A 26,452-nucleotide genomic window follows, 5' to 3' on the forward strand; every position below is an offset into this window, starting at 1 on the left:
GTTAGTCCTCATCGGCGTTCAAGGCATCGGTCATGGCCTGCAATTGTTCCGGCGTGAGATTTGCGAACACTCGCGCCGCATACTGCATCGGGGTTTCGGTCACGTTTTCGTCGCTCGGCTTGATGTCGTCTATTGTCGGCTTGGCCCGTTCGCGGAATTGCGCGCGCCTAGACATCATGGCGTCCATCGTTTCCGGTCTGGCGGACGGCAGGGGATGTTCTCCCAGCGCCCAGCGCCATATTCGATTGCAGGTGATCTCACCGGCATGTCCCGTAACGTGTGCCTTCACGTCACATGATCCGCTATTAGGCAGGAGCAGTGTGAGCGGACTCACGCCGAACACAATCGCAAAGGCCATGAGGTCGTCAACATCCACGCGCCGTTTGCCATTCTCTGCATCGCGAATCGCTACTGGAGTCATAGATCTACCAACAGTAGCTAGCCGCTCTGAAAGTTCTTTGTACTGCATGGAACCGCGCAGTCTTTTGATATTTGCGGCCACTTGCTCTCCAGTGGCCTCTATTGGGTTAGTAATCCTAGGCATGAGTCAATCATATTGACATTAAACAGCAATGGAAATTCTTTAATCACATCGGCGTGTCTTTATTGACAACCACTAATAGATGACGCCATAATGCAATCACTGCAATTAAATATCAATGAATGCAATATGGAGGTAATCATGACGGCAACCCATCTCCCCGCCATCACGGACGGCGACGTGTGGCTTACACGCAAGGAGGCCGCAGCGTATGCGAAGACCACCACCGGCACGCTCGCCACGCTCGGATACGCGCATAAGGGGCCGCGCTTCTTCAAGCCCAGCCCTCGCAAGGTGCTGTACAAGAAAAGCGATCTTGACGCTTGGCTCATGGGAACGGCGGTGAACGCATGAGCGGCATTGTTTTCACCGAAGAGCAGTTGGAGCAGGCGCGTTCGATTCCGCGCAAGAGCATGGATACGGTGGTGGCTTCGGCCACGGACACCCCGTCTCCTACTGGCGCGAACTGCGTTTGAACGGCATGGGCCCCGAATACGAAACCAATGTCAGCGGCAAGGTGTTCTACCACCGTGATTCCGTATTGCACTACATCCACCAGCACATGAAACGGGAGGCATAGCCATGTTGAGAATCATCGCCGTGGCGCTCGCCATAGCCGCCTGGCAGCTGACCGGGCTTGAGGAATGGGCTTGGGCCTACACATGCGGCCTGCTGGCCCTGCTGCTCATGGTCTTGGAATACAGGGAAGCGCCCGCCTCGCAAGGAAGGGAGGACGCCCATAGAAAGGAGGTCGGAAGGAATGGAACCGAATCAATCCGACGTGTCCAATCTAACCCAATCCCCGCGCGACTTCCAAGCCGAATCCAAGTATCTTCAGGCCGTGGCCGACTACCGGCGTTACCTGAACCTCCTGCGTTGGATGCAGGACAACGATATGGAGCCCACCGGCTTCTACAGGGGCGACGGCGTGCCGCGCGACTTCGCCGGGCATCCGTTCGAGCCCTTGGACTGGAAAGGAGTTAGCAGGTTATGAGCGTCATGACGAAGCGAAGGCCCATGCCGAGCATGGAGAGCATGAGAGCCGACCGGGACGCCGACGAACTCGTGCGGCATATCTCGGAACTGGAGGGGTGGGGCGTGAAACTGGAGAAAGGCCGGAACGACTACCACGGGTTGCGTTCGATAGCGGACTTCCACACCAAGCGGCTCCAGCAGGTCGATTACCTGTACGCGGGACTGGGCGCGATCCTGTTCAGCGGCCCCAACGACGTGGGCAAGTCGTCGGTGGTGGAACAGCTCGCCGCCCGCGTGCTGCTCGGCACCACCCAAGGCGTATGGGCAGGCCAGCCGTACGGTGTGCTGTTCATCATGAGCGAGGAAGACCCCGGCATGGTCAAGCAGGCCATGCAGGCGCACGGCGTGAGCCTGAACGTCATGCGGCAGCGGTTGTTCACCTATGTGACCAACGACAACGAGAACGTGAGCTCGAGCGACTACGACACCGTGAACCTTCCCGCCGACGTGCCCATGCTCCAACGCCTGTGCGAACAGAACGACATTCGCATGGTGGTGTTCGACGCGCTCGCCGACTGTATGCCAGGCGTGAACCTGTACGCACTCGATGACGTGAACAAGGTGTTCAAGCCGCTCAACAAGTGGGGGGCCGAAGCCGACATACTGATCGTGGGAGTCCACCACAACAACAAGAGCCTTGACGGCAGCGCCAAGCAGGCCGTGGGCGGTTCCGCCGCGTTCACGAACAAGCCGCGTATCGTCGTGAGCCTCGATCAGGCCAAGGACGGCACCCGCATCATGCAGTTGGTGAAAGTCAAAGGCCGTTCGGATAAGCCCAGTTACACGTATGAGTTCGAGACCCGCTACGTGGACACCGACGACGGCGACCACAAGCCGGTCGGCATCGTAACGAGGATAACCCCGACCGACAAGACCGTGGACGACGTGCGCAGCGAAAAAAATGCCGCGCAAGCCGAGGCCATGAAACCTGAACACGCCAGCAGCAACGAGGTAATTGATTGGGTCGTCGAATACCTCTCAGAGCATGAGTCGGCATCGTTCAAACAACTTGCCGAAGCCGCCAAGTCGGAAGGCTATACCACTAAGCAGCTCAGCAATGCCCGCCAACGCGCGAAGAGCCCGTGGATCGTCAGCGTCCCCGACGATAAGCACAAGGGACGTGGACAGCAGCGCGTATGGCGCTTATCCGAGTCGAACCCGTCAAAGTGAATAGTTCTCACTTCGTCTATTACCCAAGTGAGAAGTAATCGGAGAAGTATTCAAACACCAATGATTCCAATGTCTACGAATACTTCTCACATTACTTCTCACCTAGGCAATGAGGCACGTGAGAAGTAATCGAAGCCAAGGGAGCAACCATGAATGACATTCACGCCAAGAGATCAGTCCAGCCGTTCACGCTCACCGTGCATGAGGTGCGCCGCCAGCTCACCCCGACCTCCGCCGTCACCCTGTGCGGCAGGACGGTGGAGTTCGGGCCCACGCAGATAGCCGTATGCGACATGGCGCGGCAGGCGGGAGCCTACACGGAAGTCTCATGCCCGCTATGCGAGGCCGCACGATTCATCGACTCGCTGCACATCGAAGGCACATGGATACAGCCCGCGTTCATCGGAGGCGACGCATGGTGAACATCGGCCCCCAATGGAAAGGCGACCTGACCGCGCATTTCATCGCGGACGTGAGCCAGCCCCGCCATGAGGCCAAGGCGCTCGCCGCCCGGCTGATACGCGCCACCGCATACGCCATGAAGGGCGGTGCCAAGGATGTGAGCTTCAGGGTTCCCGCAGACCCGCTCATAGCGTCCGTCCAATCGGCAAGCCTGTTGCGGCTCGCGCAGGAGCTCCAGCCCGAGACCCTGCATATAGACCCGAAGTGGGAGAAGCCCGACAACAGGCCACGACCACGCGGAAGGGGGAGGCCATGACCTAGCCATAGTCGAACCCGCTTCGCCTGTATCCCATCTGTCACACGCTCCGATTGTTGCGGCAGCCGGAACGCGGGGATACATGCGGGAGAATCAAACGCCCGATTGCCTTCATGGCGTCAAACCGCAGGCAGTGAAGCAACCAGCCAGTTCAAGAAATGAAAAAACAGGCGTCCCGGCGCTACCAACACCGGGACACCCCTAAACGAATGGTTCCGGGCGTCGGTACCGCCCGGAACCGAGAAAGGAATCAACATGAACGATAATCCCGACACCAACACTAGCAGCGATACGAACGAGCCACCGAAGCCCAAACTCATGCTCGACCATACGCCCGGTTTCGTGCATGAGGAGCATACAGACCAAGGCGATATCGTGCTGTTCAGATCGACCCAGCCCGACTTCAGGCTGGACTTCCAAGCCGACATCTCATGGTTCACGGAAGGCGACCCACAGACCGCGCTCAGCTTCTACATGGAACCGTCAGGCAACAACTACTGGCAGTTCACCGACCCCGACCAGCCAAGCGATCTGGCGAACCATTGCGGGGAACTCGAACGCTGGCTGGACGACATCGGCGCGGTATGCGAATACCTGCAACGCCGCTACCCGGAATTGCCGGTGTTGGAATGCTGACCCGCATACCCGCCGCATACCGGCATCGCATCAGAAGAATGGAGGAACACATGACAGGCAGAAGGAAACGCGGCAAACCCTACAGGGGCACGTCGCCGTTCATCGAAGCCTACGAGAAAGCAAAGGAGAACCAATGCCGAGAAACAAACACGGCAAGCCCGCAAGCCTCGAAGACCGGTACCTATCGGAACTCGGGCAAGGCGGGGAGCGTGACGACATGCTCCAGGCATTGTGCCGGATAGCCGACCAACTGAAACGATCGAACGACATAAGGGAGCCCAAGCATGAACCCAAGTGACCCCGAGCCGGAACCCTACCGGAATCTGAGCCGCCGCCAGCTCATCGACCGGATACAGTCACTCACCATCGAATCGGCCAAGCACCGGCGCGGCAAACGCTACTGGAAGAACTACGCGCAACAACTGGAGAACAAACTCGACAACGTGTAGAATAACCGGTAGCACACAGTATGCAGAAAGCAGCCGGAAGGCGCAACACAAGCGTTCCTTCCGGCTGCTTTTCCTTTTGGCCGCAGGAACACGAGACCGAAAGGAAAAATCATGACAGTGACCGCATTGCCCGGCTTCGGCAGCGTCAGCAGCGCACCGGCCAAACAGATCATCCCCGACGCGGGGGTCTTCGCCCAGACCACCATCGCGGGCAGCGTGCAGGGCGACAGCCCCAGCCTCTACGTGCCCTACATCGGCACCCGCGCCGCCGCGAGCATCGTCGCCGAGGGCGCGGACATCAACGAGTCGGACACCAAGCCCCTCGAACTCGCCATCCGCACGCAGAAGGTGGCCGTGCTCAACGTGTTCTCCAACGAATCCGGCGCGCAGAGCGCCGCCTCCAACGGCAACGTCGGCGGCTCCGGCATCGACGTGGTGGGAATGCTCACGGACGGCATGAAGAAGACCATCATCGACAAGGCCAACGCGATCCTGTGGCAGAACCCCGCGCCAGCGGAAGGCAAGCCCGAGACCGCGCCCACCGGCCTGTTCAACTACCCCGGCATCATCCAGGGCGGCAACATCACCGACACGCTCGACCCCATCGTGGACGCCATCGCCGCGATCAGCACCAACGGCGGCGCACCCACCGGCCTCGTCATGAACTACGGCGTATGGGCCTACCTGCTCAAACTCCGCGACGCCGAAGGACGGCTCATCATCAGCCCCGACGTGGCCAACACGCCCACCCCCGCATTGTTCGGCCTGCCCGTCCACCTCGACGGCATGGCCCCGGACGGCAAAATCCTCGTCAACAGCATAGGCGACGTGTACAGCGCCACCGGGGACATCAACATCGCCCGCACCGACGACCGGTACTTCGAGCGTGACAGCTTCGGCGTGCGCCTCACCTTCCGCTTCGGCTGGGGCGTCCCATACCCAGACCACCTCGCCGTCATCACCGTCAACAAGAAGTAAGGAACCCCGCCATGACCAACAACGACTTCGACACGATCATGCACACGCCCGACGACTGCAAGGGCGACACCATGACCGCCAAACTCAACCGAGCCAAACTATTCAACTCACTCGCCAGCCAAAGCGAACTCATCCGACTCGAAGCGCTCTGCCACATCGCCGACAGCCTCGACCTCATCGCCGCCGAACACCGGGAACAGGAATGACGCCAAGACTCGAAGCCATCCAACAACACACCACCAAGCCAACCGGCAAACCATCGGGAAGACCAAAAACACCGATACGGAAAGCCCAACCATACCGCAACAGCACAAGCCGCGCCGAATGGCCCAGCTAAACCAGCCGCGATGGGTGGGGGACTCCCCTCCCCCTCCCATGCAGGCTCCCCCAGAACATCAAGCGCCTGTATCCCCCCGCAAACCCGGTAACGGACTTTCCGCGTGCATCGTCCCGGGCCGCTATCGGCCCTGAAACCGGCTTTCCGACATGCCCATAACAAAATGCCGGGCCATCGGAAACAGCCCGATACAGGCGATTCGCCCATGTCACGAAATTCACCGAGAACCGGCCCGCCCTCGTCCGGTCGTATGATCGAACCGGTGGCGGAATGGTTCCGCCGCTGAATTGGATGAGACGAAGCACCCCGATTGACACCCCTCATGGTGACATTCGAGGCGCTTTCGTCATATACGGGCCTTACCGGGGCCCGACAAACTTCATAATCCAACGAAAATCCAACATCTTGCACCTGAAACCGTTGAAAATCATTGATTTGTAATGACCTAGAATCGTTGGAGTTTCAACGAAAACGGCTTGATTGCAACATGTCCCCAAGGGTTCAACTCCCCCACTCGCACGCAGGGAGAAGCCCCGGAAAACGTTGGAATACCAACGCTCCGGGGTTTTCTCATATGTGCCAAGTACTGGAAAAGGGGTTAAGTAAAGAACCTCATCATCGCCGGCGCCGTATGCTTTGCGCTACGCAAGCCGAATCCCGTCCCCGGCTGGTTCGAGTTTCACGAGGTGTTTCACTTGGGCACGGTCATCGGGTATGCCTGCCACGTTGTGGCGATTTATCTGATTGTCTGTGCGCTGTAGGTTCGCTCGCCCAGCACCGAGGCGGGCCTTCATACGTTACGAGATAGGTCCTTGACCAGCCAGCCGTGACGGCCGCCTTCATAGACTTCGTCGGTGAGCCGGTAGCCGCGCTGTTCGTAGAACTTGTAGTGGTCGTTTTCCGAGTGCACGGCGGCCATGGTTCCGCCGGCTTGCGCGATGCGGCGCTCGGCGTCGGCCAGCAGCCGCGAGCCGATGCGCTTGCCTTGCGCCTCGGGCAGCACCGCAAGCCGCGCGATGACGTATCGCCCGGGTTGGTCGGGATGGTCGGGGTCCGCATAGAACCGGCAAGTCGCCACGGGGCGATTCTGGTCGGGCTGGCCGGACTGGCCGGACTGAATAGGCGAGGCCGATTTTGCGCGGACGGGCCGGGGCGATCGGACGAATCGACCGAATCGAACGCCAGCAGATGCACGGACGCGGCATCCCATTCATCGAATTCCGGCCGCCAGTCGCGTTCGCGGATGAACGCCTGCTCGCGGATGGCGCGGGCCGCGTCGGGCAGCCGGTCGTATGCTTCGATTCGTATGGTCATGAGCGCCAGTGTAATGCGTCACGATAACCGACAGAGTGCGGCTCGATGGACGAGTTCGGGTCCAAGTTTTGGCCTGTGCTCGATGGACTCAGGCCGTACGCGCGATCTGCACGGCGGTGCCGGACGCGGTGACCATCAGCATGCCGTTGTCGGCGCCGAGCACCTCGTAGTCGATGTCCACGCCGACCACGGCGTGCGCGCCCATCGCCTCCGCACGCTGCTGCATCTCGGCGATGGCCTCGTTGCGGGCACGCATCAGCTCCTCCTCATAGCCCTGGCTGCGGCCGCCGAACATGTTGCGCAGGCCCGCGCCAAGATCCTTGAACATGTTCACACCGGACACCACTTCGCCGAAGACGATGCCCTGGTAGTTGGTGATGGTGTATCCGTCGACGGACGGGGTGGTGGTGACGAGAATCATGGCGAGGCTCCTTTGGCAGCACTTACTTGGATATCGTCATTCTATCGTCAGCTGCATATGCATCACTGTATGATTGGGGGCAACGAGCAACGATGCACCAGCAACAGGGGGATACTATGAGCAGTTCAGAGCCGGAGTTCAACAATGCACGAGAATACTCGAGCCTTGAAGAAGTGATGAACACACTGCTGACGGCAAATGGCAAGTCATTCCGCGAACTGGATAAGACAGGCAGAGCTCTAACGGGAGGAAACAAAGGTTCTCTCGGACAAATTATTGAAGAATCGGTCTTAAAGTATGCCATCAACTCCGACGCCGAGCCCGATATACGTATTGGCGGCACTAGTTATGAGCTGAAGGTCACTCCACTCAAGCACATCAAAAAAGGCAAGCAGACTTCAGCCAAGGAGCGCTTGGTCATCGATATCATCAACTACTTGGCCCTTGCAGATGAGACAGACTTCGAATCCTCAAAAATGTGGGATAAGGCAAGGAACATCATTCTTGTTTATTATTACGATGACCGAACCGACAAAAAGAAAGAACTGCGCATCGATTGCAGGGTACTCGCCTCATACCTCATGGCATATGAAGCGGACGACCTAGTCACAATCAAAAACGATTGGCACATCATCCGCGATAAAGTCGTATCCGGTCACGCCGATTCACTCAGCGAATCAGACACCGACTATCTGGCCGCATGTACAAAGGGCGCTAACGCCAAGCAGCTTCGCAAGGCACCTGCACCTGCAGATTCAAGTTCGCCAACTATATTTGCCAAACAGCGAGCTTTCAGCCTGAAAGCCTCATACATGACGGCTATCGCGCGGAAGCTGCTGAATCAAAAGGACGAAGCTGCTCGTTTACCGATACCTCGGGAACAGACCATTAATCAATATGTTGCTGCCAAGATTGCTCCTTATGTCGGTAGATCAAACAAAGACATTGCCACCGAGTTGCAAGTAACAGCACTTCCAACGGCCAAAAGCTACAACTCAAGTCTCACGCTTGCAATGTTAGGAACTTCAAGGTCTTCAATCAGCGCGATTGAGCAATTCTCAAAAGCCAACATCAATCAATTCAAATCGGTAACCATATATCCCAACGGACTGCCTAAAGAACACATGTCGTTCCCCGCTATCACAGATGAGCAATGGGAGGAATGGGCCAACCCCGATACCGTATGGGAACAGTCATTCGTGCATGACTTCTTCGAGACCAGCAAATTCCTTATTATGGTTTCCAGATCACCAGTACCGTATAAATCTGGCCACGATAAAACAAAAGACATCTTCACCGACGCTTTCCTCTGGAACATGCCCGAAGACGACATTGAGCAATATGTAAAACCAATTTGGGAAACAATGCACACCCTGCTCATTGAACACACCCCATTGAATTATGGAATTCGCGGCAAGAATCTCATTCCAGGCCCCTCTGTTAACAAGGTATTTCATCTCCGCCCTCATGCCAATAAGGGAAAAGACAACGGAAACGAAAATGACAGAACCGTCATGCCAAACGGGGAAATCATCACAAAACAAGGATTCTGGCTGGACAGACGCTATATCGCCAAAATTGCGGCCACCCGCACTTTACTGCATTAATACAATTCACGATTGGTTGCGGAGTGCATCAGCAGGGAAACATATAAGTCCTTAACCATTAACACAAGTTGATCCCAAGGCCGTTTCCATGTATACTCTGTAACGAATATAGAACGATCGTTCGGATCGAAAGGAAAGTCGTGGCTGCCGAAATCAGAATCGCTGAGCTATTTGCCGGAGTCGGAGGATTCCGTTTGGGACTAGACGGCTACGGCAAAAAAGGCGACGACTTCTACATGGAACCCGCTGGTCCTTTCCATACGGTTTGGGCCAACCAGTGGGAACCCATGGGGCAGGAAAGCAAGCAGTTTGCTTGGCGATGCTACGAAAAACGCTTCGGCGAAGGCTCCTGCGTAAATGAGGATATTGCCAAAGTTCTGGATGAAGTTGATGCCGGGACGAGGACTATTCCCGAGTTCGACATGCTTGTCGGCGGGTTCCCGTGCCAGGACTACAGCGTCGCAAAGCCACTGGCTCTTGCGGCAGGCATTGAAGGACGCAAAGGCGTGCTGTGGTGGAGTATCAACCGGCTGCTGGAAAAACGCCATCCGAAGTATGTGCTGCTAGAAAATGTAGACAGACTACTGAAATCTCCTGCGAGCCAGCGTGGCCGCGACTTTGCAATTATCTTGTGCTGCTTAAATCGCCTTGGATATAACGTAGAATGGCACGTGGTGAACGCCGCCGAATATGGCATGCCACAACGACGTCGGCGCGTTTACATCTATGCCGAGCACGAAGGCGAATGGGGTAACCTCGAAGACCGCTTGCGCTCAACTGGAGTCATGGCAAGAGCCTTCCCCATTCAGCCGAACGAGAAGGACCGTGGTATTTATTACCCGTCACTTGACGATGATCCCTATGAAGTCACACAGAACTTCGGCAGGGGCGACAAAGTCAGCATTTTCCGCAATGCAGGCGTCATGATTAATGGGCAAATAGCTACCATGAAAGTCGACGCAGCATATAGCGGCCCGCACAAAACCCTCGGCGACGTGCTAGTTCCTGCTTCTGAAGTGCCTTCTCAATTTTGGATTGATGAGACAAAGCTGGAATCCTGGCGCTACCTCAAAGGCGGCAAGAAAGAACAGCGAAAAGCCTCCAGCGGATATACATACACTTATTCCGAAGGTCCAGTCGCGTTTCCTGACTCCCCCGATGCGCCCAGTCGAACCATTCTCACAGGAGAAGGCGGAGCAGGTGCGAGCCGCACCAAGCACGTTGTAGAGCAAGACGGTCGTCTACGCCGTCTTGTCCCAGACGAACTCGATCAATTGCAGATGTTCCCCAAAGGATGGACCGCAGACGGTATGACCGACGGTCACCGCGCTTTCTGCATGGGCAACGCCCTCGTCACCGATATTCCGCATCGCATCGGCGAAGTGATTGCGCAAGATATAAATACTACAATGTTGCATAATATTCTATGAGAGCAGCATCATACAGGGCAGAGAAATATGGGAATGAAAGTCGTTGATTTGTTTTCAGGTTGCGGAGGAATGTCACTTGGTTTCTCCGAGGCCGGCTATGAAATTGCCGCAGCATTTGAATTCTGGGATGCTGCCATTAAGTGCTATAATTGTAATTTCCCAAGTCATATGTGTCAAAAACAAGACTTGTCAGAAGTATCCGAAGCAGTGGCGAAAATTAAACAACTGAAACCAGATATCATTGTCGGAGGCCCCCCATGCCAGGATTTTTCCAGCGCTGGGAAAAGAGTTGAAGGCAAAAGAGCCGCATTAACTTTGTCATTTGCTGAAATTGTTTCAGAAGTTCACCCACAGTTTTTTCTTATGGAGAATGTCTCCACAGCAAAAAAAAGCAATACATACAAAGCAGCAAGAGAAAAACTGAAAGAATCAGGATACGGACTAACAGAAATAGTACTAGATGCCAGCCTTTACGGAGTACCACAAAAAAGGAAAAGATTTTTCTGCATCGGTCATGATAAAGATAATGATAATTTTTTGTTCGATGAACTAAAATCAAGAGAGCAACTATTTCCTCTTACTGTTAGAGAAAAATATCCGGACTTCCCGACGCAATATTATTATCGGCACCCTCGATCTTATACACGTCGAGCGATTTTTTCAATCGACGAGCCCGCTCCTACCGTTCGCGGAGTTAATAGACCAATGCCTGCGTCCTATCATTTTCATCCCGGAGATGCAATACAATCAAATCCAGAAAATATCTCATCATTGACATATAAAGAACGCGCACAGTTACAGACATTTCCCCCGACCTTCAGATGGCCATCTAACGCCTCAGAAGCAGACATAATGGTCGGGAATGCAATACCTGTTGAATTGAGCAAGCAAATTGCTCTGTCAATAACGGCATTCCATAACGGAGAAGACTGTCCACTTTCATTTCAAAGTTGGCTTGAAATAAGAAAGAATCTGACAGTAGAATCTGCAAAAGATATAGTTTCTCATCTTAGAAAGGTGAACTCCATACTAAAGATGAAAAGTACCGATGATATCGATGCATATCAAGAAAATTTGATTCAAATTAAAGAATTTGAAAATCAAGAAAAAACTGTCATCAATAAAGAAACAAGAGCCCTAACCTATCTTCAGCAATATAACGAATTCAACTCATCCAACTAACTCCAAGGAGACGTCAAATGAAAAAAGAATTCAATTTTACCTGGGCTGCATTAAATCTATTGGGTAAAAGCTTATATTCAAACGCCTGGGCAGCAATCTCCGAACTCGTAGCCAATGGATTGGACGCAAAGGCAACACGTGTATCTGTTTTCATAGACGCACGTACCAAAAACGATGCGTCAATTCAGATCATGGACAATGGAACCGGCATGCGTGATAAGGCGATAGATACATATGTAAATGTCGGATACGACAGAAGAGATTATTACTATCACTCGAACTCTCCCACAGAAGCCCAAAATAATATAATGGGACGAAAAGGAATCGGTAAACTTGCCGCCCTTTATCTCTCAAAAGATTATTATATACAAACAAAAACTTCTGATTCAGCACCAACTACATGGCATCTTGCATCAGATACACGCTTAGCAGTAAAACCATATCTAACACTCGAAACAGGAATAGTTACCGATGCCATCGACCCCGAATGGGAGCAATCCCCTTCCGGTACATTACTTATCTTGAATCATGTCGACCTAACCGGTCTTGGCAATGTAGCATTCAATGCTTTATCTCATAATTTAGCAAATCATTTTTTATCATCATCCATGCAGTCACAAGCTATTTATCTCGGGCTTGCGCGAAATGAAAAAGAATACAATAAGCATGAATTCCACAAAGTGGAAAAAATGATTGCTTTTCATAATTATGCGATGATTTTAGAAAATCTATCTCCTGAAAACGAGCCCAAAGAAATTCGCGAAATTAAGGAACATGGCTCTACCGTTCTCATTCCTTACCCGAATTCTGATGAATCAAAGCAAACAAAGGTTCAGGTTAGTTCTTTTTCCTCAGTAAAAGTAAAAGATAGGCCCTCATATCAAGGAATATACGAAATTTCATCAGAATTCCTCGATGCAAAAATTTTACGCCTGCGTCAGGATGTAAAGATAGTTGATGGAATTGCTAAGATACCATATCAATTAACTGGATGGATTGGATTTCATTCAACGTTAAATAATTCACAAGCTCAACAGAACGATTCAAACTTCAGGAAAAATAAGAACTACAATCCTGCACAAATTCGATTGTATGTAAGAAACAAACTCGCCGTCTCGAACGTACTCGACACCTTAGGAATTACACAAGCATTCACAAATTACATAGAGGGAGAAATTAGTTTCGACCTGCTTGACGACGATCTTTTGCCCGATATCGCAACCTCCAGTAGACAAGGGTACAACCAGTTAGACGGCCGTTGGCGCTTACTCGTAAGTATTCTACGTCCATTGGTGAGAAGCCTAATAACTCGGAGAAATGAGATATCAAAATCACTGCGTCAAGATATTACAGAAACGGTAAAACGCGCAAAAGATATAGCCGTGAGAGACTACGGCGAATACATAGATGAAATCCCTGACATTCCAAGCAAGACAAAGATTGAAGTAAAAGGAATGATGGCAATGCAGCTGAAAGGGGAAGTCGAAGCAAAGCAAAATTATAAAATTTTTCTTTCCCATAAAAGCGATGATGTCCGTTTCACAAATTTCATTTATAAATTGCTAGAGCAAAGAGGAGCAAGGAAGACTGACTTCTTTTACACTTCTGCCGATGATAACACAGAGAAATATAACGATATTACAAGCCTATCAACACAAATTAAGAATAATATAGTTGATGATAAAAGTTTAATTGTCTATCTTGCAACTCCGTTATTTAAGAAAAGTGAATTCTGCCTTTTTGAGGCGGGAGCCGGATGGGCTACACGCGGAATTGAAGATTACAAAATCATTGGTCTCAGATATGAGGACATACCGCAATACTTAACTAATGGGAAAAGTGAGTTTTCATTCCTTACGAATTCCGAGAAAAGCATTGAACTAAACAAGAGGACGTACTTATATCTTATCGATTTATTCAATCACCTTATTGACCATATAAATAAATCACGTGAAATCAAAGGGGAAGAATTGGTCGAACGATTCGATCAGCCGCAATTTGAGGATGCTGTGCAGATGAGAAAGAAGGGAAAAACAGAAAAAGACTATATGGACCCAATGGTGATAGACTACTGGGATACATATGTTGCACCAGGCCTTGCAGAATACCTCGCTTCTATAACAACAAAGGAGTCGGTCCGACCGTAAGCCGAATCTAACTCCTCAACCGTACGGCGGCGGCCATTCCGCCGTCGCCGTAGGTGGGGTGGGTCATGAAGGCTTGACTGGCGGTGGTGTCGCCGCGCATCGACTCGTCGTAGCCGCCGCAGCGCTCTCACGCGGCACGGGTTTGGTGCGGACTTTGGTGGTGAAGTAGTCGGACTCAATCTTCCACACCGTGACGCTGCGGACCTGCGCATCAGTGAATTCCACATTCGGCATATGCGCCTGCTGCGCCATCAGCGTCTGCAGGCCGTGGCGGCATTCATCCAGATCCTCGACCGGTGACGCCGTGCCATTGCCGACGATCGACTTGAACGCCTCGCCCCAATTGCACGTGGTGCGGCCCGCCACCACCTCGCAGTCGGTCTGCATGGTGAAAGCCACGGGCAGTCGGCCACCGGCGGCGGCGCGAATCGCGTCGAGCTTGCGGCCGCGCGGCGCGGAGTGGAACCAAAGCGTCAGCTTGCCAGTCGTATCGTCGTAATCAAAGCCGAAATTCAGCGGCACGATAGTCAGGCCCTCGGCATCCGCATAGGCCACTTCGACGATGTCGCAAGCGGCGACAATCGCGGCGATCTGCTCGGGATTGGTCACCTCGCGGTCCGCACGGCGCATCATGCGATGCTCGCCGGCGACCGTGTGCTCATCCTCACGCTTGGCGGGCTTGCGAGCGCCCGCGATATTCTCCATGCTCATGCCTGATCATCCCCATCCACAACCGAAATCCAGTCGCCGTATCCTTCCTCGGCCATGCGCGAGCGCGGCACGAAGCGCAGGGCGGCGGAATTCATGCAGTAGCGCAGGCCGCCGCGGTCGGCCGGGCCGTCGGTGAACACGTGGCCCAAGTGAATCTGCGTGTCCGACGTGCGCACTTCGATGCGGTCGCGGCCCGGAATGCGGTGGTCCTCATGCTCGGTCAGCAAGTCACCGGCAATCGGGCGGGAGAACGCGGGCCAGCCGCAGCCGGAATCGAACTTGTCTCGCGACGAGAACAGCGGCTCGCCGCTGACGATGTCCACGTAGATGCCGGGCTCAAACTCCTCGTCATACTCGTTGACGAACGGGCGCTCGGTAGCGGCGTTCTGCGTGACCGCGAACTGCTCAAGCGTCAGATCCCAGATGCGTTCCACGTACTTCTGACGGCGTTTTACGTTCGCGATTGCGGCGATCGGTACATGGCAGTAGCCGCCGGGGTTGTTCACCAGATAGTCCTGATGACGTGCCTCGGCCGGGTAGAAGTTGCGCAGCGGTTCGACCAGTACGGCCGGGCGCTGCGGCTGGCGGTCGACCAGCTGCTCCAAGGCCGCCACATACACGGCGCGCTGCGTCTCGTCCGTGTAGAACATGCCAGTGCGGTACTGCCGGCCGCGGTCTTCGCCCTGCTGGTCCACGGAGAACGGGTCGATGATCTCCAGGAACAGCAATGTCAGCGTCCGCAGGCTGACCTGTGCCGGGTCAAACTCGACTTTCACGGTTTCGGCCGCATCAGTGCCGCCCGCGCATACCTGCTCGTAGGTCGGCGATTCGACGGTGGATTGCGCGTAGCCGACCGTGGTGTCCGTGACGCCGTCGACGTTCTGGAAGTAGCGCTCCAGCCCCCAGAAGCAGCCGCCGGCGAAGTATGCGGTTTGCGTATTTCCGTCATTGTGTTCGTTACGTTCGCTCATGCGCCCCACGTTACTACGTCGAGGCGGCTCGCGATGCAGTCAACGACACCTCTGCACCGGCAAACCCGCTTTCGAGGGGCTGATTTGGCCCCCGCCGGAGGTCTACTCCCGTTTCAAGGGGCTGGTCATCCGTGAAAACGCATGTAAAATCGGCTTCAAGCCAACGCCATTCCGCCATTTTGGCGTCGCGTCTACTTGTCCATCAGCCCCTCGAAGCGGGGATAGACCCCACAAAGGCCGAATCAGCCCCTCGAAGTGGAGATAGCCACTTCTTCGCGGGGTTTTCCATGCGCGCGGCAAAATCTCACTCGCGCCCCTGACCAACAGCGCCTTCCCCACGGTATTTCTCCACATGCACGGCGAAATCTCCTACGGATCCGGTAGATAGCCCCTCCTTGTTGGGCTTTCTCCGTTCAAAGAGGTACCGAATACGGGAAATCCCGAGTGCAAACGCCGTCATTGCAACGCTCATACTCGGGATTTCAGAGTTCAGGTACCTCTTTGAAGGCAGTTAGTTGTCCGCAAGAGGCCAAATGTACCTCTCTGAAAGCGGATACCCCGTCTCAGGCTCGAATCGGCTAGCCTGCGTACCCGTGTGCACACCTTCACGACCGCAGCGTACTGAGCATGCCGGCTACTTCGGCGGGCGTCACGCTGGGCACGTAGGCGCGCACCACCGCGAGCCCGATCTGTGGCAACGCCGCCGGGTCCGGGTAGCACACGTAGACCGGCACCTCGGTGGGCTGGAACTTGTGCTTGAAGTTGAACAGCGAGTGGAAGCCGTAGGCGGGTTCCATCCAGTCGGCCACAATCTGCAGCGCGTGTTGGAGCACCTGCGTGCCTTCGCCGGCCGGCACCCCGCCTTCCTGGGCATTGTCTCGCTCGGGGTTCATGCCGGCCAACGGCGCCGCGGACAAGCTCATGAATTCCACGGCGTGATCCGAATCCGCAAGTCCCTCGTCACGCAGCCGCTCGGCCATGCGCGCGATCAGGAACTCCATGATGCCGTTGGGGCTGTCGGTGCGATGGCGCATGAAATCCAACGTCCAGCCGACGATACGCCCGTCGCGCCAGGTGGGCAGCCAGCTGGTGACGCCCAGCACGCGCCCGTCCGCGTCGATGGCGTACAGCAGCCGCACGCGCGGGTCGCGCAGTTCCTCGACGCCGCCGAGCGTGAACTTCATTTCCGGCAGCGCCTTGAGCCGCGCCCATTCCTCGGAGATGTCCTCGATCTGCTCGCGCACATCGAGCGACGCTTCCAGGAACGTGGACTGCACGTCGGTCACGCCGTCGCGCTTGGCCTTGTTGATGGCGGTGCGCACGTCCTGCCATTTCTTGCCGGTCGTCTTCCAGCCGCGCGGGTCCACAACCATTTCGCTGCCGACCTCGATGGAGTTCCAGCCGGCTTCCAGCAACGCGTCGCGCTGTTCCCGATGCACGCTGTAGAACACCGGCGACAGCAAACGTTCCGCACAGTGCTGGGCGAAACCGTTCAGATCGTCCATCCATTCCGCCGGATCGCCGAACGGTCCGGTGCAGGTCAGGGCGATGCCGTTGAGCACGCGATACGCCACGGCCGATCTGCCCGTGGGGGACAGCCAGTAGCTGTTGCCTTCCCACGTGGTCATGAAGCTCATCGATTCGCCGCCGGTTTCGACCAGACGTTCGGCGCGCGCCCGGGCCCGCTCGTTCGATTCGCTCACGTCGCCCATCCAGTGGATCACCACGGCCAGCACCACGATCCAGAACACCAGGCCGGCGCCCTGATACACGATCGAGGCCATCGGGGTGCGCGGCACGAACGACAGTTTCATATGGCTCAGGAAGCCGATGGGTAGGAACCGCCCCGGCAGTTCGGCCAGCAGCGACGAGGCGGTGGCGCGTGGCGAGAAGGTGGCGGGTTGGGCGATGCCGTATATCAGGTATATGGCGGCGCACGCCAGCCAGGCCAGCACGATGGCGCCGATGCCGCCGACCAGCCTGCGCCGGCCGATGCGGATCGGGAAGTGTTTCATCGCCGCCAGCAGGGCGATGGCGAACAGCAGCGGGGGCAGGACGTTCGCCACGCAGGCCACGATCGCGCCGTGCTGCAGCAGGGAGGCCATGCCGTCCGGCGCGAAGCTCAGCGGCACGACCAGATAGTAGGCGACGGCGATGGCCACCGTGAACAGGTTGATGGCCACGGTGCAGATGGCCGCGAACCGACGTCCGCGATACAGGCCCCACGCCAGCACCAAGGTCACGGCGATGGGCAGCAGCGAGCGCAGCACCGCGCCGCGCATCGAGGCCCGCAGCAGATCGAACTGCAGGAAGCATCCGCTGTGCGTGTCACCAGCCAGGCATTTGGCCAGCATGCCGTTGTCGACAGAAACCGGGCTCATGAGCAGGCCGATCGTGCTGAGCAGGCCCGCATGGTTATGGGAGGTGATGGCGATGACCGGCCCCAGGGCCAGTACCACGGCGATGGCCGCGAACATGCGCCGCGCCTCGAAGGAGGTGCTGCGCAGCCAGTGCCATTCGGCTTCGACGTGCGCGGGCGGCCCGGCCATCACACGGCCGGCGGCATGGCCGATCAGCGCGGCGGCGAGGATGCAGTAGCCGCTGGGGTTGCCGCTGTAGAGCAACGTGACCAGGATCGCCACATAGCCGACGAGTCGGATGCGCCTGCGCCATAGGTGGCTGCAGAACGCGCTGGCCGCCATGAGCGCGCCGACCGGCAACACCAGTGGGCTCAATGCGAACCGCATGCGGGAGACGAACAGGGAGTCCTGGAACATCCATCCGGCCGCCGCGCACAGGGTCAGGCCCGCCAGCACGCCGCCGGCCGCGCAGGCGAGCGCGGTGATGACGGTGCGCACACGGCCGAGCCATGGTTCGGCTATCGACAGCATGACGAGCCACAGGACGGCATCAAGAATGAGCTGGATGACGCCGCGCGCCAGGAACAGCGAGCAGATGAGTTTGCCGGCGTTGAATGCGGCCATGCTGGTGCTGAGCCGCAGCGGAAACGCGAATCCGGCCATCGCGGCCACCAGCCACGTCGCCAAATTCAGCGTCACCAGCGCCGCCGTGGCGGTGACGGCCAACCGGTGGTCGTCCGCCCACTGTCGCGCGTCGCCGGCCAGTTCACGCCAGCTTTCCGCCGCATGGCTGGACCTTGCCGTATGCGGTTTGGTGGCTCGGGAGGTCGTGGTGGGCTTCGTCCGCGAGGGTTCCGCGTCCCGCAGGGGCCGCCGAGTCTGCGGCATGGCCGCCGGCCGCGCGTTCCCATGCTGTTGTTCTTCGCTCATTGCAACACCTCCACTTGTGGGTATTCCTCCAACGATTTCGTCATTTCGCCCAGCCCGGTTCGCGCGCCGAACCAGTCGAGACCGGGGTTCCAGACCGCCTGCACCGCATGCCAGTCATGGTCGGCGCCGGGCACGACCAGTTCGGTGGTCTCCATGCCGGCCGCGCGGGCGGCCGCGGCGATGGTGCGCATGTTGGCGACCGACTTCCGATCCCCTTTGCCGGCGCCGGCGAACAGCGCCTGGTCGGCCGTGCCGGTGGCGGCGATGGCGTTGACCGGCACCTGCCCGTCGTAGGCCTTGCGGTCGCCGGCGAAATATCGCCGGACCATCGTCTCGACGCTGCCATCGGCCGGCTCAAGCTCGCCATCCACCGGCAGCATCGCGCCGTAGATGTCGGGGTGACGCGGCACCAGCTGCGTGGTGCAGGTGCCGCCTTGCGAGAACCCGCCCATCGCCCACATACGGGCCGACTTGGCCGCCGGCAGCGTCGTTGTGGCCCAGTTCACCACGTCCTTGGTGAGGTAGGTTTCGGCGTTGCCTCGGGTGGTGTCGGCACACAGGCTGTTGTGCGTGGCCGAACCGTTCTGGTCGGGTGCGAGCACGATCGGCGCCAGCCCGTCATGTTCGGCGGCGTAAGCGTTCATCGTGGCGGCGATGTTGCCGGCGTCGATGAGGCGACCGGGACTGCCCGGCTGACCGGCGAGCAGCTCCATCACCGGCAGGGCCGGCGGGCGGTCGGACAGCGCGGCGGGCGGCAGGTAGACCATCGCCTTGCGCGCCTTGAACTTGGATTCGGTGTTCGGGATGCTGACGGCGAATACCCTGCCCGAGTCGGGCATGGATGGCAGAGCGTCCTTGCGCGCCTTGTCGCGCCACTCGCCGACGCTCATCGAGGCTTTGCGCACGGTGACCGAACCGAGCGGGGGGTATGGCATATAACCGACGAGATCGCCGATGGTCTGGTATTCGCCGTAGATCGAGTCCACGCCGAGCGCGGTGGACGCCAGCACCAGCGGCACCAGCACGACGGCCAGCGCACGACGAGCCCTCCGCAACGTCACGGCGGCGGCCAGCCCGAAGCCGAGGCCCGCGAAGCCTCCCGCGACGGTGAGGATCACCGGCCAGCCCAGCGATACACCGAACACCATGAACACGTCGGACATCAGCCATGTGGCCAGTAGTCCGCCCGCGCCGGCGAGCGCGGCGGCAACCAGTGAGGCGACCAGCGGATGCAAGTGACGACGTTGCGGCGCACGCAGGCCATGGGAAATAAACGTCTCTTCCGTCGAAGCTGTGGATGACGCCGTAGCAGCCGCGTTCGTAGGCTGGTTGGCCGGCTGGTCATCTGGGTCGACGGGCGATTGGGCCGACGATTCGCCGTCCGGTGTCAGGCCGCCCAGTGCCAGGCCGTCTGCTGCCGGGCCGCGCTTCTTGCTCAATGCCAGCCCAATAATCAGTATGATTGCCGCGATCGCGGTCAGTCCGAACACGGTCCACGGCACGATTCCGCGGACCAGCGACAATTCCATGAACGTTTTCCAAACGGAGTTCTTCATCCTTCACCCCCCGCGCTCCAGGCTCCTCGCCTTGTAAGCTCACGCAACACTAGCGCGCGATTCATAGAGCGTCACCCAATTTCACAAAAATTGTCGCAAGTTCTCATGGTTTCCCCAGACTCCGTTCAGCGCCTGTTCACATCCGGCCTGGACGTCCGCAGCTCAAGGCCAGTGTCGGCGCTGGATTAGCGGTGCGCAGGCTTGTCCCAGCTTCAGCCGGAAGCAGGGAATATGTTGGTGGATATGACTCACGCAAACGAACAACGTCCAGCAGCGACCGGCAATGCCGCCGATAACGTGTCTGACGCCCCTACTGACCCCGCGACGAGCGCGGCGGCAAGGGAACCGGCGTACCGACCGTGATACCATCCAACACTGACCCCGCGACGAGCGCGGCGGCAAGGCCCACGACCGGCACGGCTGATGGCACAACAGCCACAAACGCCGCGGCCAGTTCAACAGCAAACCCGCAGCCAGCACCTCTTGGGCCAGGGAAACCAACCCACGTCGAGCACTGTTGACGATTATCGTCACGGTGGTGGTTGTGGTGGCCATCGTACTGGGGCTCGGATTCTTCGTGAACTGGGGGTTGGCGGCCCTTTTGGTGATCATTATGATTCCGGGGGCGATTTCGCTGGCCGTTCTCGCCAAGCACCCTGAATCCACCGGCGGGCGCAGCATGTTCGGCATCTCCGATCCGAATACGCTGCTTGACCCGATTCGCCGCCCGTCCGAGCGCCGCGGCGAGTAAGTTGCTGCTGCCCATCGGGCGGTATTTTATCCATGGGGCGGTAAAAGGCCCATGGGGCGGTTTGAAGAAATTGTGAAACGGCAGAATAAAGCCATTTTGGGATACCGCCCCATGAAGGTTTTACCGCCCCATGGGGATTTCACCGCCCCATGAGCAAAGCCACCCCGCTATTTGCGCGCACTGACCAAGTAATTGAGCACCGATCCGGCGGCCACCAGCAGCGCGCCACACCAAAACGACAGCGACAGCGCCAAACCCGGCAGCACCGCACTGGCCCCGGTGGACAGCACCGGCGTGGCATAGGACGCAATAGCCAGCCGCTCCATAGACCCATGCAGAATGCCATAGCCCCAGCAGGCATAACCACCGCCAATCGCCGCCGCGGCAATCAACACAAACAGCCATGCGACCAGACTCGGCGGCTCGGCCGGCCACCCCTGCCCGGACGCGAAGTGGATAATCCACAACGCCACGGCCGCGCAGGGGAAGAACAATGAAGTGCCGTCCACCCCATGACTCATGGCTGGCGTGAACACCGCGTACACCGACCAAGCGAGCGCGCCCACGAACGCTAGCGCATAGGACAAAGGGTTGGCGGCGATATGCTGCACGGCCGCATGCCAGTCGAGCCCGGAATTACCGCCGACCGCCAGCACCACGCCGGCAGTGGCCACGATCGCGCCCGGCAGCACCTTGACGACCGCGTGCTTGCGATGGGATACGCCCGCCGACAGCAGCACCATCATCGTGGGCCACAGATAGTTGACCAGGCTCACTTCCACCGAGGATGCGTCGGTAGAGGCCAGACCCAGCGAGAGGGATATCGATGATTCGTAAAATACGAACAACAGGCCGCCGATAATCAGGTATTTCTTGGGGAACTCGCGAATCGGGGCCGGGCGCCGGAACATCAGCAGCAGGATGCCGCCGACCGTGTAAATCAGGGCCGAGCCAAGCGCGGCGCCGAAGTTTTCGGAGACGATGCGCACGGTGCCGGCCATGAAGCTCCACAGCAGGATTGCCATCAGGCCGATGGTCGTGGCGCGCGCGGATACGACGTGGCCGCCGGAATGGCTTGCCGCCGGTGCCGGTGTGCCGCTTGCGTTCTGTGCGCCGTTCGCCATATGTCCGCCTCTCTCGCCTCGTTTCGAAGTCACTCTACTCATCGGATGTGTACAGCGGCAGAACGGCACGCGACCGGCGCGCGAACAGGGCGGGGTTTGGTGGGTGAAACAGCAAAATGCCGGGTAGGGTAAATCCCTACTCGGCATTTGCATTGGCTATGTTTCCCGCCGTCTGTCAGGTTAGTCGGCGTTGAAAGCATAGGATTATGCCCATAATTCCATGGTTCTCCCGCCATCTAAAGCGGGCCGGGCCACAAGGTGACCGCACGGTGAGCAATGGGTGAAGAGCTACATCAGTACGCGGCGCTGGCAATCATGGGGTCGTCGTAGAAGCCAAGGATCTTTTCGAGGTAGGGCTTGTAGGTGCTGTTGGGCATGGAGAAGATTTCGTGGCGCGATTCGGGGAAGTGCACGATGTTCGCCTCGCCGCCGCCGTCCCTGACCAGTTGGACGAAGTGATTCTGCGGCTTATTGAGTACCCAGATGTCGCGTCCGGACTGGAAGAGCAGCACCGGCGTCTCCACTTCGGCGCAGGCGGACGGGTTCAGTATGGCCCGGTTGAGCTTCAACGCTTGGCGCACCCATTCGAACGCCGCGCAGTAGGTCTGGTATTCGTGGTTCTCGCAACGCAGCTTGAAGTACCAGCGTTCACGCGCTTCGGAAGCGCCCTCGTTGCCTTCCATCGAGAATTCCGGCGTGAAGCCCGACTGCCCGAACACGCGCTTCTTGCCGAAGCCGAGTCCGCACAGCGCGCCGACCAGCACACGGGCCACGCCCAGCGGCATGCCGGTGGCGGGGGCGATCATCGGGGCGGAGAGCACCGCTTTGTCGAACAGGGTGGGGTATCGCTCCAACATGGCCGCGCCGATGCCGCCGCCCATCGAATGGCAGAACAGGTTCAGCGGCATACCGGCTGCGTACTGCTGACCGATGGTTTCGGCAAAGCCGGCCAGATCGGCCACGTAGCGCTGCCAGTCATCAATCCACACCATGCAGCGATCGTCCACATCGCGCGCGGACTTGCCGTGGCCGCGATGCTCGAGCACACACACCGAGTAGCCGGCGAGCAGAAAATACCAGACGAGCTCGTCGTATTTCTCGGCGAACTCGGTGAAGCCGTGGCTGATGACGACGGCCCCGCGGAAGGTGGCGGTGGCACCTTGCTCGCGAATCGCGTCGAATTTGGCGGAGTCGTAGCACAGGTAGTGCAGCTGGCCCGAGCGGCCGCCGGTGTCCATAATGCCGGACAGCGGCTCGATCCCGGCCGAACGTTCGGCGGCGGACGAATCGAACCAGCCCTCCTCGCGGCATTGTTCGAGCGCGGGCAGCACCACGTCGGTCATCGTTTCGGCGTACTTGTTTTCGTCGATCATCGTCACCTGCATGGCTCTCATCTTAGGACAAGCCTCACGCCCACACCTCGCACCCACACCCACGACACAATCCCGGGAATGCGTCGCAAGCCTGCGCGCCACTGACCGCACAGGCGCGTAGGTTGTGAGGTATGAGCGAAACCAATGATGTCAATGACGCAATCAAGCATTTTCCGCGCCTCAGGGCGCGCACGCTGCGGTTCGGCTACGGCGCGCCGCGCTCCGCACAGACCTTGGGCGACGGCTCGCGGGCCCTGTTCCTGCGCTCCGACGGCCCCGAGGATCTGGTGACCGCACTGTGGCTGAGCTGGTTCGACGAGTCCGGCGAACACCATGAGACCAAGCTGGCCGGCCCGCGCGAACTGCTGGGCGCAACCGCCGACAGCGAGGACGTGCCGGCCGAGGAGAAGGCCCGGCGCGAGCGTGCGCGCGAAGGCGGCACCGGCATCGTCGGATACTCCGCAGATGACGACGGCAATCGCATCGTGTTCACCATCAACGGCCGCCTGTTCCTGACCGACATCGATTGGAATGGCGAGACCGGCGCACCCGAGCCGCACACCCGTGAACTGGCCGGCGAATGGCTCGATGAGGACCCGGCGATGTACACGCCGGTGCTGAACCCGCGCATCGCCCCGGATGGCGAACATGTGCTGTACACCACGGGCAGCTACCTGATGCTGGTCGATATCGGCGGCGAGCTAGGTGACCGCATCACCGCCGTCTACGGCGTGAGCGTGGAGGATGAGGACGGCAATCCGGCCGAAAACACGTGGAAAATCGGTCTGGCCGAGTTCGTGGCCGGCGAGGAGATGGACCGGTACGACGGCTTCTGGTGGGCCCCGGATTCGCAGCACGTGCTGTTCGAGTCCTTCGACACCGCCGACGAGCCGACCTGGCACATCAGCGATCCGGCCGACCCCGAGAAGCCGGCCGCCGGCCGCCGTTACCCGCGCGCGCTGACCCGCAATGCCGACGTGTACCTGACCGTGATCACGCTGGCGTTCGATGAGAACGACCGGTACGCAGGCATCACCGGCAACGCCGATGTGGATTGGGATCGTGAGGCGTACGAGTATGTGACCGCCGTGAACTGGCGTCGCGGCCACGATCCGCTGGTGCTGGTGCAGAACCGCCGTCAGACCCGCGATCAGGTGCTTGAGGTGGCGGTCGCGGCGGATGGGGCCGCGCTGGGTGCCACGCGTGTGCTTGAGGAGCACGCGAACGAGCAGTGGATCGACTTGGTTCACGGCACGCCCGCCTACACGCCGGATGGTCGTCTGGTGTGCTCGCTCAACGATATGGCCACGGACACCAACCGTCTGACGGTAGACGGCCGCCCGTTCACGCCGGCTGGCTGGAACGTGCGCACGGTGCTCGCCGTGACCGACGAGGATGTGCTGGCCGTGGTGCAGCGCGCGCCCGAAATCGCGCCTGAGGTGCCGGACGCCTGGGTCGATGCGGCCGCCACCGAGTCCGTATTCGGTGACCACGACGCCCGCAGTTTCGACGTGGTGAGTATCGATTACAACGGCACGATCACGCCGGTCACGACCGATCCCGGCCAGTGGACCGCCTCGCGCGGCGAGCGCGGCATCGTGGTCTCCGGCCGCGATATGCGTTCCGCCCGCGCCCAGATGCGGCATATTCTGGGAGAACAGAGCGCCACTATCGCGTCCACGGCGGCCGAACCCGGCTTTACACCGAACGTCACATTTACGCGACTGGGCGAGCACCAGCTGTACACGGCGATCATCGCGCCGAGCCCGGAAAGCCCGTACGCGCACGCCGAGAAGCTGCCGGTGCTGATGAAGCCGTACGGCGGGCCCGGCTTCCAGCAGGTCATCGCCTCGCAGTCCTTCTACTGGGAGGGCCAGTGGTGGGCCGACCAAGGCTTCCTGGTGGTCACGGCAGACGGCCGTGGCACCACCGGCCGCGGCCCGGCATGGGACCGCGAGATCTTCGAGGATATGAAGGACGTAACGCTGGCCGACCAGATTGAAGCCGTCAACGCCCTGCTCGAGGCCGTCGCCCGGCTCAACGCCGATGCGGAATCACGTGCGGCACAGCTGGCTGCGGGCGATCAGGCAGACGCCGAGAACCACCCACCGGCGCTTCGCGCCACCTCCCGCCAGCGGGAGGCGATTCCCATGCCGGACCTCGACAAGGTGTGCATGATCGGCTGGTCGTACGGCGGCTTCTTGTCCGCACTGGCCGTGCTGGACGCGCCGAACGTGTTCAAGGCCGCATGCGCCGGCGCCCCGCCCACCGACTGGACGCTGTACGACACGCACTACACCGAGCGCTATCTGGGCCTCGACCCGGATGTCTACTACCGCAACGGCATCGTGCAGGACGCACCGAAACTCGAGCGCCCGCTTATGCTGATCCACGGTTTCGCCGACGACAACGTCACCATCGCCCACAGCCTGCGCCTCTCGCAAGCCCTGATGGCGGCGGGTCGCCCGCACACCTTCCTACCGTTGACGGGCATCACCCATATGACCAACGACGAGACCGTGGCCGAAAACCTGCTCACTCTCCAGCGCGATTTCCTGCGCGACGCGCTGGCCTGACAGATCGATAACACGCGCATCCCACCCGAGGTGCTCCACCGGTAAAGCACCTCGGGTGGGATGCCGCACCCATTTCCGCCCTGAATTTTTGGATATTTTGCACCCATCGTCATGTGAAAGACCGGTTTTTTGCCT

The 26,452-nt window shown here is 58.5% G+C and carries 26 protein-coding genes and 2 pseudogenes; 18 read left to right on the plus strand and 10 right to left on the minus strand.

The genetic code is table 11. The annotated features are described in order from the left end of the window. Position 1: 1 nt before the first annotated feature. Entirely contained in the window at positions 2-502 is a 501-nt protein-coding gene (locus ACEUKI_RS05455) for a helix-turn-helix transcriptional regulator (protein WP_131238469.1), read from the minus strand. A 180-nt stretch (positions 503-682) separates the two neighbouring features. Here ACEUKI_RS05455 and ACEUKI_RS05460 point away from each other — a divergent pair, with 180 nt between their 5' ends. From ACEUKI_RS05460 to ACEUKI_RS05515, 12 genes and pseudogenes are all read left to right on the plus strand, one after another. Beyond that, complete coding sequence (locus tag ACEUKI_RS05460; RefSeq protein ID WP_131238466.1) at positions 683-895, plus strand: hypothetical protein; 213 nt, start codon at positions 683-685, stop codon at positions 893-895. Beyond that, positions 892-1,017: a hypothetical protein gene (locus ACEUKI_RS05465; RefSeq protein ID WP_374156601.1), complete on the plus strand. Its 126-nt coding sequence runs from the start codon at positions 892-894 to the stop codon at positions 1,015-1,017. The genes ACEUKI_RS05460 and ACEUKI_RS05465 overlap by 4 nt, the downstream gene beginning before the upstream one ends. 284 nt (positions 1,018-1,301) lie before the next feature. Next, a complete protein-coding gene (locus ACEUKI_RS05470) occupies positions 1,302-1,535 on the plus strand; it encodes a hypothetical protein (protein ID WP_144169906.1) in 234 nt (77 codons plus the stop codon). A gap of 32 nt (positions 1,536-1,567) precedes the next feature. Continuing rightward, complete coding sequence (locus tag ACEUKI_RS05475; RefSeq protein ID WP_186289950.1) at positions 1,568-2,746, plus strand: AAA family ATPase; 1,179 nt, start codon at positions 1,568-1,570, stop codon at positions 2,744-2,746. Between the two features lie 149 nt (positions 2,747-2,895). After that, positions 2,896-3,168, plus strand: a complete 273-nt coding sequence (locus ACEUKI_RS05480) for a hypothetical protein (protein WP_144169909.1) — start codon at positions 2,896-2,898, stop codon at positions 3,166-3,168. Continuing rightward, positions 3,162-3,464, plus strand: a complete 303-nt coding sequence (locus ACEUKI_RS05485) for a hypothetical protein (protein WP_374156602.1) — start codon at positions 3,162-3,164, stop codon at positions 3,462-3,464. The genes ACEUKI_RS05480 and ACEUKI_RS05485 overlap by 7 nt, the downstream gene beginning before the upstream one ends. Before the next feature lie 255 nt (positions 3,465-3,719). Then, complete coding sequence (locus ACEUKI_RS05490) at positions 3,720-4,100, plus strand: hypothetical protein (protein ID WP_032685002.1); 381 nt, start codon at positions 3,720-3,722, stop codon at positions 4,098-4,100. A gap of 133 nt (positions 4,101-4,233) precedes the next feature. Next, complete coding sequence (locus tag ACEUKI_RS05495; protein WP_155269157.1) at positions 4,234-4,398, plus strand: hypothetical protein; 165 nt, start codon at positions 4,234-4,236, stop codon at positions 4,396-4,398. Then, positions 4,385-4,549 (plus strand): hypothetical protein, encoded by a 165-nt coding sequence (locus ACEUKI_RS05500; RefSeq protein ID WP_155269158.1) that lies wholly within the window; start codon positions 4,385-4,387, stop codon positions 4,547-4,549. The genes ACEUKI_RS05495 and ACEUKI_RS05500 overlap by 14 nt, the downstream gene beginning before the upstream one ends. 111 nt (positions 4,550-4,660) lie before the next feature. Then, entirely contained in the window at positions 4,661-5,527 is an 867-nt protein-coding gene (locus tag ACEUKI_RS05505; RefSeq protein WP_374156603.1) for a phage major capsid protein, read from the plus strand. 11 nt (positions 5,528-5,538) lie between these two features. Beyond that, positions 5,539-5,733 (plus strand): hypothetical protein, encoded by a 195-nt coding sequence (locus ACEUKI_RS05510; RefSeq protein ID WP_080785606.1) that lies wholly within the window; start codon positions 5,539-5,541, stop codon positions 5,731-5,733. 748 nt (positions 5,734-6,481) lie between these two features. Next, a pseudogene (locus ACEUKI_RS05515) lies at positions 6,482-6,625 on the plus strand (hemolysin III family protein); the annotation flags it as partial. 29 nt (positions 6,626-6,654) lie between these two features. Here ACEUKI_RS05515 and ACEUKI_RS05520 read toward each other — a convergent pair. Both ACEUKI_RS05520 and ACEUKI_RS05525 read right to left on the minus strand, forming a co-directional pair. After that, a complete protein-coding gene (locus tag ACEUKI_RS05520) occupies positions 6,655-6,942 on the minus strand; it encodes a GNAT family N-acetyltransferase (protein WP_260847476.1) in 288 nt (95 codons plus the stop codon). A gap of 324 nt (positions 6,943-7,266) precedes the next feature. Beyond that, positions 7,267-7,599 (minus strand): putative heavy metal-binding protein, encoded by a 333-nt coding sequence (locus ACEUKI_RS05525; protein ID WP_007051681.1) that lies wholly within the window; start codon positions 7,597-7,599, stop codon positions 7,267-7,269. Positions 7,600-7,691: 92 nt separating this feature from the next. On the opposite strand from ACEUKI_RS05525, the gene ACEUKI_RS05530 reads away from it, so the two are divergent. The 4 genes from ACEUKI_RS05530 to ACEUKI_RS05545 all read left to right on the plus strand — a co-directional run bounded on the left by ACEUKI_RS05530 (position 7,692) and on the right by ACEUKI_RS05545 (position 13,965). Further along, the gene (locus tag ACEUKI_RS05530) at positions 7,692-9,206 is read left to right on the plus strand and encodes a Sau3AI family type II restriction endonuclease (protein WP_179105946.1); all 1,515 of its coding nucleotides are present in this window, start codon (positions 7,692-7,694) and stop codon (positions 9,204-9,206) included. Between the two features lie 140 nt (positions 9,207-9,346). After that, positions 9,347-10,636, plus strand: a complete 1,290-nt coding sequence (gene dcm, locus ACEUKI_RS05535) for a DNA (cytosine-5-)-methyltransferase (protein ID WP_077422415.1) — start codon at positions 9,347-9,349, stop codon at positions 10,634-10,636. Positions 10,637-10,663: 27 nt separating this feature from the next. After that, the gene (locus tag ACEUKI_RS05540) at positions 10,664-11,818 is read left to right on the plus strand and encodes a DNA cytosine methyltransferase (RefSeq protein WP_218667799.1); all 1,155 of its coding nucleotides are present in this window, start codon (positions 10,664-10,666) and stop codon (positions 11,816-11,818) included. 17 nt (positions 11,819-11,835) lie between these two features. Then, the gene (locus tag ACEUKI_RS05545) at positions 11,836-13,965 is read left to right on the plus strand and encodes an ATP-binding protein (RefSeq protein ID WP_077422413.1); all 2,130 of its coding nucleotides are present in this window, start codon (positions 11,836-11,838) and stop codon (positions 13,963-13,965) included. 7 nt (positions 13,966-13,972) lie between these two features. On the opposite strand, the pseudogene ACEUKI_RS05550 reads toward ACEUKI_RS05545, so the two are convergent. The 5 genes and pseudogenes from ACEUKI_RS05550 to ACEUKI_RS05570 all read right to left on the minus strand — a co-directional run. After that, positions 13,973-14,068: pseudogene (locus ACEUKI_RS05550) on the minus strand (glycosyltransferase family 2 protein); the annotation flags it as partial. Further along, a complete protein-coding gene (locus ACEUKI_RS05555; protein WP_077422412.1) occupies positions 14,029-14,676 on the minus strand; it encodes a pyridoxamine 5'-phosphate oxidase family protein in 648 nt (215 codons plus the stop codon). The gene ACEUKI_RS05555 and the pseudogene ACEUKI_RS05550, both read right to left, overlap by 40 nt. Next, positions 14,673-15,647 (minus strand): peptide-methionine (R)-S-oxide reductase MsrB, encoded by a 975-nt coding sequence (msrB, locus tag ACEUKI_RS05560; RefSeq protein ID WP_179105945.1) that lies wholly within the window; start codon positions 15,645-15,647, stop codon positions 14,673-14,675. Before msrB ends, ACEUKI_RS05555 begins: the two co-directional genes overlap by 4 nt. Before the next feature lie 605 nt (positions 15,648-16,252). Next, the gene (locus ACEUKI_RS05565) at positions 16,253-18,895 is read right to left on the minus strand and encodes a bifunctional lysylphosphatidylglycerol flippase/synthetase MprF (RefSeq protein WP_374156610.1); all 2,643 of its coding nucleotides are present in this window, start codon (positions 18,893-18,895) and stop codon (positions 16,253-16,255) included. Between the two features lie 38 nt (positions 18,896-18,933). Next, on the minus strand, positions 18,934-20,493 hold the full coding sequence (locus ACEUKI_RS05570) for an esterase family protein (protein WP_251847729.1): 1,560 nt from the start codon (positions 20,491-20,493) through the stop codon (positions 18,934-18,936). Between the two features lie 517 nt (positions 20,494-21,010). On the opposite strand from ACEUKI_RS05570, the gene ACEUKI_RS05575 reads away from it, so the two are divergent. After that, entirely contained in the window at positions 21,011-21,244 is a 234-nt protein-coding gene (locus tag ACEUKI_RS05575) for a hypothetical protein (protein ID WP_007055928.1), read from the plus strand. 167 nt (positions 21,245-21,411) lie between these two features. On the opposite strand, the gene yddG is transcribed toward ACEUKI_RS05575, so the two are convergent. After that, the gene (yddG, locus tag ACEUKI_RS05580; protein ID WP_115770345.1) at positions 21,412-22,368 is read right to left on the minus strand and encodes an aromatic amino acid DMT transporter YddG; all 957 of its coding nucleotides are present in this window, start codon (positions 22,366-22,368) and stop codon (positions 21,412-21,414) included. 293 nt (positions 22,369-22,661) lie between these two features. Further along, positions 22,662-23,753: an alpha/beta fold hydrolase gene (locus ACEUKI_RS05585; RefSeq protein WP_080785616.1), complete on the minus strand. Its 1,092-nt coding sequence runs from the start codon at positions 23,751-23,753 to the stop codon at positions 22,662-22,664. 119 nt (positions 23,754-23,872) lie between these two features. Here ACEUKI_RS05585 and ACEUKI_RS05590 point away from each other — a divergent pair, with 119 nt between their 5' ends. Next, positions 23,873-26,317, plus strand: coding sequence for a prolyl oligopeptidase family serine peptidase (locus tag ACEUKI_RS05590; RefSeq protein ID WP_374156604.1), 2,445 nt, complete (start codon positions 23,873-23,875; stop codon positions 26,315-26,317). Positions 26,318-26,452 lie beyond the last annotated feature (135 nt).

It is taken from the genome of Bifidobacterium sp. 2450, assembly GCF_041900695.1.
Taxonomy (GTDB): Bacteria; Actinomycetota; Actinomycetes; order Actinomycetales; family Bifidobacteriaceae; genus Bifidobacterium; species Bifidobacterium longum.